Annotated in this window: 15 protein-coding genes and 1 pseudogene; 11 read left to right on the top strand and 5 right to left on the bottom strand. The window is 55.4% G+C overall.

Going from position 1 to position 14,695, the window contains the following annotated elements; genetic code table 11:
* Positions 1-263: 263 nt before the first annotated feature.
* Positions 264-461, bottom strand: a complete 198-nt coding sequence (locus tag ACVWZ0_RS05730; protein WP_253455141.1) for a hypothetical protein — start codon at positions 459-461, stop codon at positions 264-266.
* A 97-nt stretch (positions 462-558) separates the two neighbouring features.
* A complete protein-coding gene (locus ACVWZ0_RS05725) occupies positions 559-684 on the bottom strand; it encodes a hypothetical protein (RefSeq protein WP_301289583.1) in 126 nt (41 codons plus the stop codon).
* A gap of 174 nt (positions 685-858) precedes the next feature.
* On the opposite strand from ACVWZ0_RS05725, the gene ACVWZ0_RS05720 reads away from it, so the two are divergent.
* Positions 859-1,092, top strand: coding sequence for a hypothetical protein (locus tag ACVWZ0_RS05720; protein ID WP_125288333.1), 234 nt, complete (start codon positions 859-861; stop codon positions 1,090-1,092).
* Between the two features lie 100 nt (positions 1,093-1,192).
* On the opposite strand, the gene ACVWZ0_RS05715 is transcribed toward ACVWZ0_RS05720, so the two are convergent.
* Positions 1,193-2,002, bottom strand: a complete 810-nt coding sequence (locus ACVWZ0_RS05715; RefSeq protein ID WP_253455142.1) for a flagellin N-terminal helical domain-containing protein — start codon at positions 2,000-2,002, stop codon at positions 1,193-1,195.
* A gap of 358 nt (positions 2,003-2,360) precedes the next feature.
* Here ACVWZ0_RS05715 and paoA point away from each other — a divergent pair, with 358 nt between their 5' ends.
* Genes paoA through ACVWZ0_RS05695 form a run of 4 tightly spaced genes read left to right on the top strand, consistent with a single transcriptional unit; the run spans position 2,361 to position 7,180 of the window.
* A complete protein-coding gene (gene paoA / locus ACVWZ0_RS05710) occupies positions 2,361-3,074 on the top strand; it encodes an aldehyde dehydrogenase iron-sulfur subunit PaoA (protein ID WP_301289585.1) in 714 nt (237 codons plus the stop codon).
* Positions 3,071-4,021, top strand: a complete 951-nt coding sequence (locus tag ACVWZ0_RS05705; protein WP_253455143.1) for an FAD binding domain-containing protein — start codon at positions 3,071-3,073, stop codon at positions 4,019-4,021. The genes paoA and ACVWZ0_RS05705 overlap by 4 nt, the downstream gene beginning before the upstream one ends.
* Positions 4,022-4,024: 3 nt before the next feature.
* Positions 4,025-6,223, top strand: coding sequence for an aldehyde oxidoreductase molybdenum-binding subunit PaoC (paoC, locus tag ACVWZ0_RS05700; RefSeq protein WP_253455144.1), 2,199 nt, complete (start codon positions 4,025-4,027; stop codon positions 6,221-6,223).
* A 9-nt stretch (positions 6,224-6,232) separates the two neighbouring features.
* On the top strand, positions 6,233-7,180 hold the full coding sequence (locus ACVWZ0_RS05695) for an XdhC family protein (RefSeq protein WP_253455145.1): 948 nt from the start codon (positions 6,233-6,235) through the stop codon (positions 7,178-7,180).
* Between the two features lie 108 nt (positions 7,181-7,288).
* On the opposite strand, the gene ACVWZ0_RS05690 is transcribed toward ACVWZ0_RS05695, so the two are convergent.
* On the bottom strand, positions 7,289-8,188 hold the full coding sequence (locus tag ACVWZ0_RS05690) for a LysR family transcriptional regulator (protein ID WP_253455146.1): 900 nt from the start codon (positions 8,186-8,188) through the stop codon (positions 7,289-7,291).
* 141 nt (positions 8,189-8,329) lie between these two features.
* Here ACVWZ0_RS05690 and ACVWZ0_RS05685 point away from each other — a divergent pair, with 141 nt between their 5' ends.
* From ACVWZ0_RS05685 to ACVWZ0_RS05675, 3 genes are all read left to right on the top strand, one after another.
* A complete protein-coding gene (locus ACVWZ0_RS05685; RefSeq protein ID WP_253455147.1) occupies positions 8,330-9,055 on the top strand; it encodes an SDR family oxidoreductase in 726 nt (241 codons plus the stop codon).
* A gap of 240 nt (positions 9,056-9,295) precedes the next feature.
* On the top strand, positions 9,296-10,474 hold the full coding sequence (locus tag ACVWZ0_RS05680; protein ID WP_437177812.1) for an alpha/beta hydrolase-fold protein: 1,179 nt from the start codon (positions 9,296-9,298) through the stop codon (positions 10,472-10,474).
* 348 nt (positions 10,475-10,822) lie between these two features.
* Positions 10,823-11,374, top strand: a complete 552-nt coding sequence (locus ACVWZ0_RS05675; protein ID WP_253455148.1) for a GNAT family N-acetyltransferase — start codon at positions 10,823-10,825, stop codon at positions 11,372-11,374.
* Here the strand turns inward: ACVWZ0_RS05675 and ACVWZ0_RS05670 are convergent.
* Positions 11,371-12,518, bottom strand: a protein-coding gene (locus tag ACVWZ0_RS05670) for an IS3 family transposase (protein WP_253454402.1) whose coding sequence is annotated in 2 segments (ribosomal slippage) — positions 11,371-12,281 and positions 12,281-12,518 — 1,149 coding nt in all. Because the reading frame shifts where the segments join, the coding sequence is not laid out codon by codon here. The genes ACVWZ0_RS05675 and ACVWZ0_RS05670 overlap by 4 nt on opposite strands.
* Between ACVWZ0_RS05670 and ACVWZ0_RS05665 the strand changes: the two genes are divergently transcribed.
* The 3 genes and pseudogenes from ACVWZ0_RS05665 to ACVWZ0_RS05655 all read left to right on the top strand — a co-directional run bounded on the left by ACVWZ0_RS05665 (position 12,517) and on the right by ACVWZ0_RS05655 (position 13,414).
* Complete coding sequence (locus tag ACVWZ0_RS05665) at positions 12,517-12,783, top strand: hypothetical protein (RefSeq protein ID WP_253455149.1); 267 nt, start codon at positions 12,517-12,519, stop codon at positions 12,781-12,783. The genes ACVWZ0_RS05670 and ACVWZ0_RS05665 overlap by 2 nt on opposite strands.
* Before the next feature lie 62 nt (positions 12,784-12,845).
* A pseudogene (locus tag ACVWZ0_RS05660) lies at positions 12,846-13,059 on the top strand (integrase core domain-containing protein); the annotation flags it as partial.
* Between the two features lie 52 nt (positions 13,060-13,111).
* Positions 13,112-13,414 carry a YkvA family protein gene (locus tag ACVWZ0_RS05655; RefSeq protein ID WP_236347168.1) on the top strand — a complete coding sequence of 101 codons (303 nt, stop codon included), beginning with the start codon at positions 13,112-13,114 and terminating at the stop codon, positions 13,412-13,414.
* Positions 13,415-14,695: the final 1,281 nt, after the last annotated feature.

Raw genomic sequence — 14,695 nt, 5'->3', positions numbered from 1 at the left:
TTTTGTGCCTGCCTGCTGACGACCTGCATTCAAATCATAAACGTTCGCGCGTTTATGACTGGCATGTCGCTGAGCAACTGCCCGGCTAAGCAAAGCCAGCGGCTCTTAGTTTTAAAGATTGCCGGCACGCTGCTTTTAATTATGTTTCAGACCGGCTCTTTTATTGCCTTTTCTGCAAGGATCGCCTCAGCGTAAGGCACAATAAAGCGAGCCGCCTCAGTTTCCGGAGGCGGCTCACGACACGGGTTCAATCAGATATCCTCCTACCTGTCCTCGTCGTCGTCCTCTTCATCATCGGGATCAACGAGATCGTCATCCTCCAGCGGCGCATCAATTTCTTCGTCATCTTCCAGCGGATCGACGAGTTCATCGCTGCCTTCGGGGATATCTTCATGGTCATCATCGGCTGGATATTCAGCGTCATCAGGAACCGGTTCCTGGTAATCCGGACGTTCAGACATAGCCACCTCCATCACCCCATATGGGTCAGTTAACTATAGAGGCTGGCACCAAACCGATCCCGCGCTGCATCACAGATCCGATAAAACTCGCGGCGATTTATTCGGTAAGTTTGTCGCCCGATTCTGGCGCATCGTCCGGGCTGTCTTTCTGCTCTTTGGGATCTTTTTCGATCCGATTCTGCAAGCCGGTAAAGCGCGGATCGTTAGAATAAGAAATGAACATAGGTGACCTCCTGAATAGCGAATGAAACAGAAGTATAAACCCAATTTTAAGATCTGAGTCCCGAAAGGCGGAAAGGCGAGCCCGTGGCATGGTGACTTTTTAACCAGGCTGCTCTAAGGTTTTAACAGGTTATGACGCTGAATTTTTTCTGGTTAACGCTTTAAGGGGAAAATAATGGAAAAAATGACGGTTAAGTATGGCAATTTAACCTTTCCGGCCGAATACAGCGAAACGCAGACCGGCGGCGGCCTTGATAAAACGCTAATTATTGCCAAAACCGAGCAAAGCACGGCGCTGTTCAGCGGCGCATTACAGGAAACGTTTAATTTTGAATCCGAACGATTAGGTGAGGAAGATTATATTTTGAGCGATGAAGTGCCACAGCATTTTATTTTTACCCACAAATAAGAGCTGTAGCCGTACGGCTATTTTGATGTAAGCGTGTCGTAACCTTTTTGATGCATAAAAAAACCCGGCCTGAGCCGGGTTTTGTCTTGTAGCGTAAGGCTTACTGCAGCAGAGACAGAACGCCCTGTGGAACCTGGTTGGCTTTTGACAGCACGGAGGTACCAGCCTGCTGAAGGATCTGCGCCTTCGACATGTTAGAAACTTCAGTTGCGTAGTCAGCATCCTGGATACGTGACTGTGACGCGGTCAGGTTGGTCACAGAAGTGTTCAGGTTGTTGATGGTAGATTCAAAACGGTTCTGAATCGCACCCAGGCCGCTACGTGCGGTATCGACGCTCTTGATACGCGCGTCCAGGTCAGACAGGTTGCCGCCGGTCACGCTGAAGGTTGCGCCCAGGCCAGAAGTCTGGAAGCCAGCGCCTGACAGGTCGATGTTGATGACGTTAGCGTCGGTTGCGTCGTTGGCGCCAACCTGGATTTTTACGCTGCCGGTCGTATCAAAGATCGCCGTGCCGTTGAAGGTAGAAGCTTTACCGATACGGTTGATTTCAGACAGACGCGCGTCAACTTCTTTCTGGATTGAGTCGATGTCGTCGGCGCTGTTGGTGCCGTTTTTCGCCTGAACAGTCAGTTCACGGATACGCTGTAAGTTGGTGTTCATCTCGTTCAGAGAGCCTTCAGCCGTCTGAGTCAGAGAGATACCGTCGTTGGCGTTACGTGCCGCCTGAGTCAGACCTTTGATCTGAGAGTTCATGCGGTTAGCAATCGCTTCGCCTGCTGCGTCGTCTTTTGCGCTGTTGATACGCAGACCAGAAGAAAGACGCTCGATAGCGGTGCTCAGAGAAGCCTGTGATTTGTTCAGGTTGTTCTGAGTGGTCAGGGACATAATGTTAGTATTGATAACGGACATAGTCGTTTCCTTAAAATTTTTACCAGAGTTCGGATACGGCGCCAGGATGCCCGTCACCGTCTGTATTCTTTATCGTCACGCCCTGGCAAAACTTTAAAGCGACTTGCATAAAAATCTGCAAAAACTGCCGTTTAGGATAAGTCTTAACTTGTGCGAACCAACAAAAGAACCAGCCCTGAAATAGTCGACCGCCGCCGCTAAAACTTTATCCTTTTTCATTAATTAATTTCCCTCACAACAGCATTGCGGAATCAAAGGCTATCCCCCGGCCAGTAACGTCTATGCTTAATGCTCTAAAAACAGAAATAGTCCCTACCTACTTTGTCGTTCCTTTCTCTTTGCATACCGGAGGCCTGGCATGAGCAACCAAGGCAATAACAGTAAGAACCAGCCGTTTCGCCGCACCACGGGCGAAGCCAGTAACCAATATGAAAATATCCCTTTTCACCTGACGCGCCACACGCTGCTGAAAGTAAGCGCGGCAACAGCGGCTACGGCGGCAGTTGCGCCCGGCGCGGCGCTGGGCGACAGCGAACGTCCAACCGCCCGCGCGCCGGAAATGCTGCCCCTGACGCTAAAAGTGAATGGTGAGAGCAAACAGCTTAACGTTGACACTCGTACCACGCTGCTGGATGCGCTGCGCGAGCACCTGCACCTTACCGGCACGAAAAAAGGCTGCGATCACGGTCAGTGCGGCGCCTGTACCGTGCTTGTGGATGGCCGCAGGCTGAACGCCTGCCTGACGCTGGCCGTGATGCATCAGGACGCCGAGGTCACCACGATCGAAGGTCTGGGCACGCCCGACAACCTGCATCCGATGCAGGCCGCCTTTGTGAAACATGACGGCTACCAGTGCGGCTACTGCACGCCAGGCCAGATTTGCTCGTCCGTGGCGGTGCTGAAAGAGATCGAAGCGGGCATTCCCAGCCACGTCACGCTCGATCTGGTGTCATCCCCGGAAGCGACGGCGGATGAGCTGCGGGAGCGAATGAGCGGCAATATCTGCCGCTGCGGCGCTTACTCCAATATTCTTGCCGCGATCGAAGATGTCGCCGGGAGCCAGAAAGCATGAAGGCCTTTACCTATGAGCGTGTGAAAACGCCCGCCGAGGCGGCAGCCAGCGCGCAGCGCACCCCCGGCGCTAAATTTATTGCGGGCGGCACCAACCTGCTCGACCTGATGAAACTGGAAATTGAAACGCCTTCCCATCTGATAGATGTCAATCATCTGGCGCTGGATAAAATTGAACCCACGACCGACGGCGGTTTGCGTATCGGCGCGCTGGTGCGCAATACCGATTTGGCCGCCGACGAGCGCGTCCGCCGCGATTACGCCGTGCTTTCCAGGGCGCTACTTGCCGGCGCGTCGGGCCAGCTGCGTAATCAGGCCACCACGGCCGGCAATCTTCTTCAGCGCACGCGCTGCCCCTATTTTTACGACACCAACCAGCCCTGCAATAAGCGTCTGCCTGGCAGCGGCTGCGCCGCACTGGAAGGCTTCAGCCGTCAACACGCGGTGATTGGCGCCAGCAAAGCCTGTATCGCCACCCATCCCAGCGATATGGCCGTTGCCATGCGGCTGCTGGATGCGGTGGTGGAAACGGTCAGCCCGGACGGTAGCGAACGCCGTATTCCCCTCAGCGATTTCTATCTGGCGCCGGGCGACACGCCTCACCGTGAAACCGCGCTGAAGCCGGGCGAGCTGATTGTCGCCGTTACCCTGCCCCGCCCGCTCGGCGGCACGCATATCTATCGCAAGGTGCGCGATCGCGCTTCTTACGCTTTTGCGCTGGTGTCGATTGCTGCTATCGTGCAGCCTGATGGCACGGGGCGCGTTGCGGCTGGCGGTGTGGCGCATAAGCCCTGGCGGCAGGAAGAGGCGGATGCACAGCTGCCGCATGGCGTGCAGGCGGTTTACGATCGGCTGTTCGCCGACGCGCACCCCACCCATGAAAATGAATACAAGCTGCTCCTGGCGAAGCGCACGCTCGCCTCGGTACTGACGGAAGCGAGGGCATAAAATATGAAATTCGATAAGCCCGCAGGCGATAACCCTATCGATCAGCTGAAAGTTGTAGGGCGTCCTCACGATCGTATCGACGGCCCGATGAAAACCACGGGAACCGCGACTTACGCCTATGAATGGCACGATAAAGCGTCCAACGTGGCCTATGGCTATGTTGTCGGTGCCGCCATCGCTAAGGGGCGTATCACCTCGATGGACCTTCAGGCCGCGCAGAGCGCGCCGGGCGTGCTGGCCGTGGTCACGGCGAAAAACGCCGGCAGCCTCGGCAAGGGCGAAAAAAATACCGCCACGCTGCTGGGCGGGCCGGAGGTTGAGCACTATCACCAGGCCGTGGCGCTGGTGGTGGCGGAAACCTTTGAGCAGGCGCGCGCGGCCGCCCAGCTGGTTGACGTGCAGTATCGCCGTGAACGAGGTAGCTGGGATCTCGCTGCGGAAAAACCTGGCGTCACCGAAGCGCCGGAAGATCAGCCGGATACCCACGTCGGTGATTTCAACCAGGCCTTTTCCTCGGCGGCGCTGAAGCTTGACGCTTCCTACACCACGCCGGATCAAAGCCATATGGCGATGGAGCCGCACGCTTCTATGGCGGTCTGGGAGGGCGAAAAGCTGACCGTCTGGACCTCTAACCAGATGATTAACTGGTGCCGAACAGACTTAGCGAAAACGCTGAAGCTGCCGGAAGAGAACGTGCGCGTGATCTCGCCCTATATCGGCGGCGGCTTCGGCGGCAAACTGTTCTTACGCAGCGATGCGGTGCTGGCCGCGCTGGGCGCTCGCGCCGCAAAAAGGCCGGTAAAGGTGATGCTGCCGAGGCCGGTTATCCCTAATAACACCACGCACCGCCCGGCCACCATCCAGCATATTCGTATCGGCACCGACCAGTCTGGTCATATCACCGCTATCGCCCATGAAAGCTGGTCGGGCAACCTGCCCGGCGGCACGCCGGAGACGGCGGTGCAGCAGACCGAACTGCTTTATGCCGGCGCTAACCGTTTCACCGGCCTGCGGCTGGCGAAGCTCGATCTGCCTGAAGGCAACGCCATGCGCGCGCCGGGCGAAGCGCCGGGTCTGATGGCGCTGGAGATCGCCATTGATGAGATGGCGGAGAAAGCGGGTATCGATCCGGTGGCCTTCCGCATCCTTAACGATACCCAGGTCGATCCTGCCAATCCTGACCGCCCTTTCTCGCGTCGTCAGCTGGTTGAATGCTTGCGCACCGGCGCGGAGCGCTTCGGCTGGGACCGCCGCAACGCTACGCCCGCACAGGTAAAAGAAGGTCGCTGGCTGGTTGGAATGGGCATGGCGGCAGGCTTTCGTAATAACATGGTGATGACGTCCGGCGCACGAGTGCATCTGGATGCCAACGGCATCGTTACCGTGGAAACGGATATGACCGATATCGGCACCGGCAGCTATACCATTATTGCCCAGACGGCGGCCGAGATGGCGGGCGTGCCGCTGGAAAAAGTGGTGGTGCGGCTGGGCGACTCCAGCTTTCCGGTTTCCGCCGGTTCCGGCGGCCAGTGGGGCGCGAACAGTTCTACTGCGGGCGTTTATGCCGCCTGCGTCAAGCTGCGCGAGGCGATAGCCAGCAAGCTTGGCTTCGATCCGAACACAGCGACCTTTGCCGATGAACAGGTACGCGACGGAGAGCGCAGCGCTCGTCTTGCCGATGCGGCAGCGGACGGTACGCTAACGGCGGAAGACAGCATCGAGTTTGGCGATCTGGAAAAGCAGTATCAGCAATCCACCTTCGCCGGCCACTTTGTCGAAGTGGGCGTGGACAGGGCGACCGGTGAAGTCCGGGTGCGTCGAATGCTGGCCGTGTGTGCTGCGGGCCGTATCCTTAACCCTAAAACCGCCCGTAGCCAGGTAATTGGCGCGATGACGATGGGTCTGGGCGGCGCGCTGATGGAAGAACTGGCGGTTGATAAGCGGCTGGGCTATTTCGTCAATCACGATCTGGCGGGCTACGAAGTGCCGGTTCACGCCGACGTGCCGGAACAGGAAGTCATTTTCCTGGATGACACCGACCCCGTTTCCTCACCGATGAAGGCGAAAGGCGTGGGCGAGCTGGGCCTGTGCGGCGTCAGCGCGGCTATCGTCAACGCGGTGTATAACGCGACCGGCGTGCGGGTGCGGGATTATCCCGTTACGCTCGATAAGCTGCTCGCTTCGCTGCCGGATGTCGTTTAAGGAGGCGCTATGCTGCAACAGGCTTTCCTTAGCGACCAGGCTGCGCCAGCGAACCCGGTGCCGCAGCAGGCGCTGCTGACCGACGACAGCGCCGCTATCCTGCGCTTCGCGGTAGAAGCGTTAAAAGCGGGCGTCTCGGCGGCGCTGGTCACGCTGGTGGCGATCCGCGGCGGCGCGGCGCGTGCGCTGGGCGCGCAGATGGTGGTGCGCGAAGACGGTTTGTACTGCGGTTTTGTCTCCGGCGGCTGCGTGGAGGCCGCCGTCGCTCACGAAGCGATGGCGGTTATCGCCTGCGGTCGCGACCGTCAGGTGATGTATGGCGAAGGCTCGCCCTGGTTCGATATTGTGCTTCCCTGCGGCGGCGGCATTACGCTCAGCATCCATAAACTGCGCGGCGCGCGGCCCCTGCTGGACGTGCTGAACCTGCTGGAGCAGCGTCAGCCTGCGGGGCTGCGCTACTTTCCGCAAAGCCAGCGGTTACAGAGCGACGCCTCGCTTATCCGGACGGGCTGGCACAACGATTTTTTCGCCACCGGCTATCGCCCCTGTACGCGCACCATTGTGTTTGGCCGTTCGATAGAGGCGCAGGTCACGGCCAGCCTCGCCCAGGCGGCGGGCTATGATGTGCACCTCTGCGAAGCGCTCGATCCGCAGGCTGCTGCACAGATAGATGCGCATACCGCCGTGCTGCTGCTCTGGCACGATCTGAACCGCGAGCTGCCGGTATTGCAGGCCGCCCTGACGGCCAGACCGTTTTACATTGGCGCGCTGGGCAGCCAGCGCACCCATGCCAGACGCGTGCAAAAACTCAGCGAGCTGGGCTGGCGCGATACGGATATCGCCCGCATCAAAGCGCCCATTGGGCTGTTCCCCAAAGCTCGCGATGCCAGCTCGCTGGCGCTTTCCGTTCTGGCTGATGTCGCGGCGGCCCGCCTTAGCCTGGCGGAGGATGGCTAGCCGGATTGGGCGGCTTTAAGGTACCGACAGGGCAGCCCTGTTCGGCTGCCTTAAAGTTGTTGCCAGGGTAATCCTGCCCGGCTGCCTTAAAGTGCCGATACAGTTGTTTCACCGATCCTGAAGCCCCTCGCGTTCCCCGGCGAGAAAGTCCACAAACGCGCGTAGCGGCGCGGACATAAAGCGGCTGGGGAAGTAAAGCCAGGGGCCTTCAAACGTGGTCCACCATGCCGGGAGCACCGGCAGCAGCTCGCCCGTAGCGAAATGGGGTTGCAGCCAGTTTTCAAAAGTAGCGATTACGCCTTTGCCGCTGCGTGCCAGATCGATAGCCGCGGCAGCGCCGTTAACGCCGATAGTCAAACGCCCGGCGGGATTGACGCTGACGGTTTCGCCATCGCGTTCAAATTCCCACGGGATCAGGGCGCCGCTTGAGTATTTCAGGCGAATGCAGTCATGGTCAACCAGCTCTCCAGGATGCGAAGGAGCGCTTTGTGAATCAAGGTAAGAAGGCGCGGCGGCAAGCGCTAACCGCTGTTTTCGCGGGCCTATTGGTACGGCAATAATGTCTTTTGCCAGATGCTCGCCATAACGGATACCGGCATCGCAGCCTTCAGCCGTTGCTTCAATAAGACGGTCATCCACCATGATTTCTACGTGTAAGCCCGGATGACGACTAAGAAAACGGTCCAGCAAGGGCGGTAAGATATCAACCATGACCGCGCCGGTAACGTTCAATTTAAGCGTGCCGCGCACCTCTTGCTGAGAGCTGGCAACGTCATTCAGTACCGATCGCATTTCATCAAGCAGCGGCGTCATTCGTTCAGCCAGCGTCCGGCCTGCTTCGGTTGGCATAACGCTACGCGTGGTGCGAATAAAAAGCGGCACGCCAAGCCTCACCTCCAGCGCCGTGATCCTTTCACTGACCGTGGAAGGCGACAGGCCCAGCTTTTTTGCCGCTACCCGAAAGCCCTTATCTTTAAAAACCGCGAGGAAAACCGCTAAATCATCCATTGCCCTTTCCCGTGATTGTTCGCTATTGCGATCACCTTATTCGTATTGCACCCGATTATCAAACAGCGCCGCACAGGTTATAAATCAGACAACGCACTGCTTTCCGTTACGGAAAAAATCAAACCTGACTGGAGCCCGCATATGAAAAACAAAAGTGTTCTTATTACCGGCGCGAACAAAAGCATCGGATTCGAAACGGCCAGACAGCTGGGCCTGCTGGGTTACAAAATTTGGCTGGGCAGCCGCGACAAAGAGCGTGGGCAAGCTGCCGTAGACAAACTGACCGGATGGGGCATCAATGCCCATTTGGTTATTATTGACGTCACCAAAACACAAAGTATTGAGGAAGCTGTTCAGCAGGTGCTAAAGGAAGACGAGAAGCTGGATATTCTTATCAACAATGCCGGCATTTCGGGCGCGCAGCCGGTGGCCCCGAGCGCGCAAAGCATCAGCGATATTATGGCGGTCTACGACACCAATGTTTTTGGCATTATCAGGGTCACGCAGGCTTTTATTCCGCTGCTTAAAGCCGCGCAGGAGGCCAGGGTTATTATGATCGGGAGCGGGCTGGGCTCGCTGACATGGGTCGCCGATCCCAGTCATCCTTATTCCCACGTACAGGCAATGGGCTACACCAGTTCAAAAACGGCCGTTAATGCGATAACGGTCGCCTTCGCTAAAGAGCTTACCGCTTACGGTATCAGCGTGAACGCGGTCGATCCGGGCTATACCGCCACGGATTTCAACGGCCATTCCGGCCCCAGAACGGTTACCGAGGCTGCCGCCGGTATTGTCTGGCTGGCGGATCAGGCGCCTGGAGAGACCACCGCTGGCTTCTATTTCGATCAAAATCGCGCGCCGTGGTAATGCTTTAAAGCGTGTAATTATCTGAGCAGAGGTGATGCCCTCGCCTCTGCGATCGTGCCCCGCCTGACAGTATCAGCACCCCTTTCCCCGATAACAGATGCAAACCCGCCTGGACAAAAAGCGTTCTGTTGATACGCTGGATAACGACCAGGCCAACCGCCTCGTTTACAGCAGGCGCTCTGATTGACCTGCCAGTCGTACCCGTTCAAAGGTTGTGTATAAAAAAATAAGGGACTTAAAATGAAAAACAACATTGCCTGCCTGACCCTGGCCGCCACCGCCCTGCTGGGCTGTGCGGCTATGCCTGCCGCCGCCGCGCCTTTTCCGGCCACGCCTGATTTATCGGTGCCGGTTAGCCGTTACGTGACGCAGGTAAACGCAGATAAAAGCGTGACCTTCCGTCTTTTCGCGCCGGATGCAAAGCGGGTATCAGTCATTACCGGCTCCTCCCCGGATAGCTTTGTCTCTCACGATATGAGCAAGGATAAAAGCGGCGTGTGGTCGTGGAAAAGCGGCTCGCTGGCCCCGGATTTGTACGAATACTACTTTGATGTAGACGGCTTTCGTTCTGTCGATACCGGCAGCCGTTTTCAGAAGCCGCAGCGCCAGGTCAATACCAGCCTGATCCTGGTGCCGGGCAGTATTCTGGACGATCGCGCCGTGCCGCATGGCGATCTGTTGACGATGACTTACCACTCAAAAGAGCTGCATTCAGAGCGCAGGATGTTTGTCTGGACGCCGCCGGGCTATAGCGGCAAAAGCGAACCGCTGCCGGTGCTCTATTTCTATCATGGCTTTGGCGATACCGGACTTTCCGCTATTGACCAGGGACGCCTGCCGCAAATCATGGATAACCTGCTGGCCGAAGGCAAAATCAAACCGATGCTGGTCGTTGTCCCGGATACAGAAACGGATATCGCTCAGGCGATCCCGGAAAATTTCCCGCCGAAAGATCGGCGCAAAACCTTTTACCTTCTTAATGCCAAAGCCGCAGACCGCGAACTCATGCACGATATTATTCCGCTGGTCGACGCCCGATTTAACGTGCGCCAGGATGCGAACGGCCGCGCGCTGGCCGGCTTATCGCAAGGCGGTTTTCAGGCTCTCTTTTCCGGCATGAACCATCTGGACAGCTTTGGCTGGCTGGCGACGCTGAGCGGCGTAACCAGCGTAACGGTGCCGGATACAGGCATTGCTCGTCAGCTCGACAGGCCCGAGGAGATTAACAGGCAGCTGCATAACTTCACCGTGGTGGTGGGCGAAAAAGATTCCGTTACCGGCCAGGATATTGCCGGGCTGAAAAACGAGCTGGAGAAAAAGCACATCAGGTTCGACTATAAAATGTATCCTGGCTTAAACCATGAGATGGATGTCTGGCGTCCGGCCTATGCCGAGTTCGTGCAGAAACTGTTTAAATAATGTTTTGCGCCTCCTTCAGGACTGGAGGGGGCGTTGGAATGATTTTGCGCCCGGTCTGTCGGCTAACGGCACCTTCATCATGTCGGGATGCAGCACTGCGCTGAGAATTTCTTTTCGTTTTCGGACAGGGATGACCGCAGATGGAAGACATTAAGAATAAGTTCACCCAGCTGTACTGACGTGGGTAGCGTCGTAGCGTTAGCGACAGTAGAAGACCCGGCATGTGAGGAACCTTCAGTTTGTAAACCGGACTTCTGGTGTGACCGGGAGCCATTCTTAATGATAAGAACCCGCAGCCGCTGACGTCACTGTTCGAAAACGTCGAAATACACAAAAGGAAATTGACTGATGCAGATACCTACGCTCATAACAAAACGTCTGTGGCTTAAACCGCTGGTTGCAGAAGATGCGCCTCAGATTCAAAAGCTCTACCCGCATTGGGAGATTGTCCGCTATATGGTCGCCTCAGTACCATGGCCTTATCCTGATAACGGCGCTGAGAATTACGTTAATAACGTTGCACTGCCCGATATGGCAAAAGGAATCGCCTGGTTCTGGACTATCAGACGTCGTGAGGCACCTGATGACCTTATGGGTTTAATTTGTCTTTATGACATTGAGGATAATAATCGTGGATTTTGGCTGGCGCCGGAGTATCAGAGGCAGGGCTATATGCGTGAGGCCAGTACTGTGGTTACAGATTATTGGTTTAATACATTAAATAAGCCGCTACTGCGAGCTCCGAAGGCTGCACTCAATAGCCGATCACAGCTTATTTCAGCCAGTAGCGGTATGCGGCTTATCAGGACGGGGAAGCAAGAATATGTCAGCGGCCTGCTTGATTCCGAACTCTGGGAAATTACCCGCAACGAGTGGAATGAATCGCCACGGATAATCTAGACACTTCCGAACCGTTGATAATACTGGTTTTCATATTCTATCGGTGACATTTGATCGCTAGAACCATGCCGACGCTTACTGTTATAAAACATTTCGATGTAATCAAAAATATCGCTGCGGGCTTCTTCCCGCGTTCCGTAGATCTTTTTCTTTATCCGTTCGCGTTTCAACAACTGGAAAAAGCTTTCTGCAACCGCATTATCATGGCAGTTACCGCGACGGCTCATGCTGCCCTCCAGGCCGTGTGATTTCAGGAACGACTGCCACTCATGGCTTGTGTACTGACTGCCCTGATCCGAATGAACCAGCACCTGTTTTTGGGGATTACGCCGCCATACAGCCATCAGCAGTGCGTTCAGGACAATGTCCTTTGTCATCCGGGATTGCATGGACCAGCCGATAATTTTGCGTGAGAACAGATCAACAACCACGGCAAGATACAGCCAGCCTTCGTGGGTCCTGATGTAGGTTATGTCCGTTACCCAACGCTCATCCGGAGCATCCGGATTGAACTGTCGCTGGAGCCTGTTGGGCGACACGATACTGGCCTCGCCTTTACGTGCCCGCGGGCTCCGGTATCCGACCTGAGCCTTTATCCCGACACGTTTCATCAGTCGCCAGACTCTGTTCACTCCGCACTGTTGCCCGCTGTCCCGCAGATCCAAATGGATCTTGCGATAACCATAGACGCATCCCGATTCCAGCCAGAACTGTTTAATCTGTCCTGTCAGTCCCAGGTCTGCCTGATGGCGTGGTGAATGCGGCTGCTGAAGCCAGGCGTAAAAACCACTGGGATGAACATCCAGCACCCGACAGAGCAGGCGAACAGGCCAGCAACAGGTGTTGTCACGGATAAAGGCGTACCTCAGTCGGACAGCTTTGCGAAGTACGCCGCGGCTTTTTTTAATATGTCCCGTTCGTCGGTAACCCGCTTCAGCTCTTTCTGGAGACGGCGGATCTCGGCCTGAGCATCTGACTGTTCTTTATTAGTGGAAGAATCCGGACCGTACTTCTTTATCCATGCGTAAAGGCTGTGGGTAGTGATATCGAGACGTGTTGCAACGCTGGAAACAGAATGGCCACGATCGACAACCTGTTTGACTGCTTCAATTTTAAACTCTTCTGGATAACGCTTACCGCTCATGGGCACCTCTCTTTCAGCCATCTTAAATGACTCTGAGGTGTCTGTTAAACCCGTGGCGATTCAATTCAGCTCACCGGAGCATCGCCACAAACTGGTCTGGCTATGTTGGTACGATTTGATGATAGGTGCAACGCTGGAAGACTGGCTGGATAACCTGAAACGTAAGGCACCTGAAGATCTAGGCTTGTGGCTGATTGGACGGCAGGAGGAAAACATATCCCTCATGCAAATAATGGATGAATATCTGCTATTTACCGGCCACTAATATCAGTTCCGAACTGTGCCGAACCGCTTTACTCCTAGGAAAAAAGCAGAGCTCCTCCACCTAACAGTCCAATGGAACGCTTCTTCAAGAGTCTGAAGAACGAATGGGTACCGGTTACGGGTGACACAAGCTTCAGCAATGCAGCCTAGGCAATAACGGACTATATCGTCAGTTATTACAGCGCTCTCAGGCCGCATGAATATAACCGTGGATTACCCCCAAATGAATCGGAAAACCGATATTCGAAAAACTCTAGCGGTGGCCAGTTTTAGTTGACCACTTCACCATTCAGATACAGCGCGGATTCCCACCCTGGAGGCGATGCACCATGAATAATCCCAGTCATAGCGACATGATGCGCAAGTTAAAAGAGATCAAGGGGATTAAGGAGCTGCTGGAGAAGGCCGTGCTCTTGTATGTCCTGCTCACGGATGGCGATCTGCCGGTCTGGTGCTATGCGCTCATCATCGGTGCGCGGGCTTATCTGGTAAGCCCGTTCGACGTGGTACCCGATCCCATTCCATTTGCCGGTTATCTGGATGATTTATCGATCATCACCTCGGCATTAGCCGCACTGCCGGTTAAGTCACACCACCGCCAATCCGCGAAAGACCGAATGAGATCACTGTGACAGTGATGGAGTCGGTCCTGTCACCCTATCGGGTTTTCTATGACCCTTTATCTATGACCCATCTACCGATGATTTGGAGATCGCAATTTCCGGTTAGTCCATCCCTCGTCTGTTCCTGGTGTCCCTCTCTCCTCCCCAAAAAAAACAAGTATCCCCCAGCCTGTGGCTGGGAGGCTTGTTTTTTTATCATCGGCGAGGAGGGAGAAACACAGGTATGTGTGTATCCCCATGGACGTATTACACCCCACCTGAATTAAATGAAATATCAGTATGTTATGCTCAAATAGTCTGGCACAACGAGTGCGTTTTGTGCAAAGCAAATCAAGTTTCGTCGAGTAATCGCTCATTCTGTGATGATGGAAAATGTTAAATGTCGAAATATGCTGATATGGTAAGGCTTTTATGCATAATCAAGCGACTAACCACTAGCATCCTGTTTAAGCAATCTGGTAGCGACAGCCAGGGGCGGTAGCATTTCTGTTTCGAGTAGAGCTCTGTGCTGGATAGGGTGGAAAGAACTGTGTTCGCCCGATTGAAGTCTGGTGTTGTTAGTTTTATCGACGACACAACAAAAGTTTAAACACCGGTCTGGCTATACGCAGCCGCTCATTATTCAACACCGATTGCAACCAGCCGGTTAAACAGACTTGGATATCCGCGAACAGTACGAAAAACAGCTCAAAGAGCTCCAGAAGGCCTATGACGAAGCCATGCTGGAGCTCCGTGCCAGAAAAAAGTTGGCCTCCCTGCCGGGCGAGGGCGACAGATAGTCGCCGATGTTCAGCAGGGATTGCGCACCGGCCGAGGGTACCGAGGTCTCCGTCAGTAAAATATGCCGTTGGTTTGCCTCGGCGCACTTGGTATTACCGCAGCGTCAAGGCAGTTCCCAAGGTTCAGCAGCATCTGGTCTCGTCGATCAAGGTCATGATCGACGAGAATCCATCGTTAAGCTATCGGACCGTGGCGGCACTGCTGGGTTTTAACAAGAACACGGTCCAGCGCATCTTCCAGTTCAAGGGGTGGCAAGTCCGTAAACGTCCGGTTGGGTTTCGCCCGAGACTCCGGGCCTTGTCCTCGGTGGCATCGGCCCCTAACCAGCGTTGGGCGACCGACCTATGTCGGATCTGGGCTGGACAGAATGTCTGGTATTCGTTGGCCTTGGTGATTGATTGCCATACCCGAGAGTTGCTGGGGGGCATCTATCGCGCAGTGGTAAATCAAAGACGGCTGAGGTGGCGCAGGAGCAAGCGCTGATAACCCGGTTCGGATGCCTGGGACGGG

It is taken from the genome of Erwinia sp. TECH1 (assembly GCF_054057575.1).
Note: the sequence above shows the minus strand (reverse complement) of the source record. Positions and strands in the feature narration are given on the sequence as shown.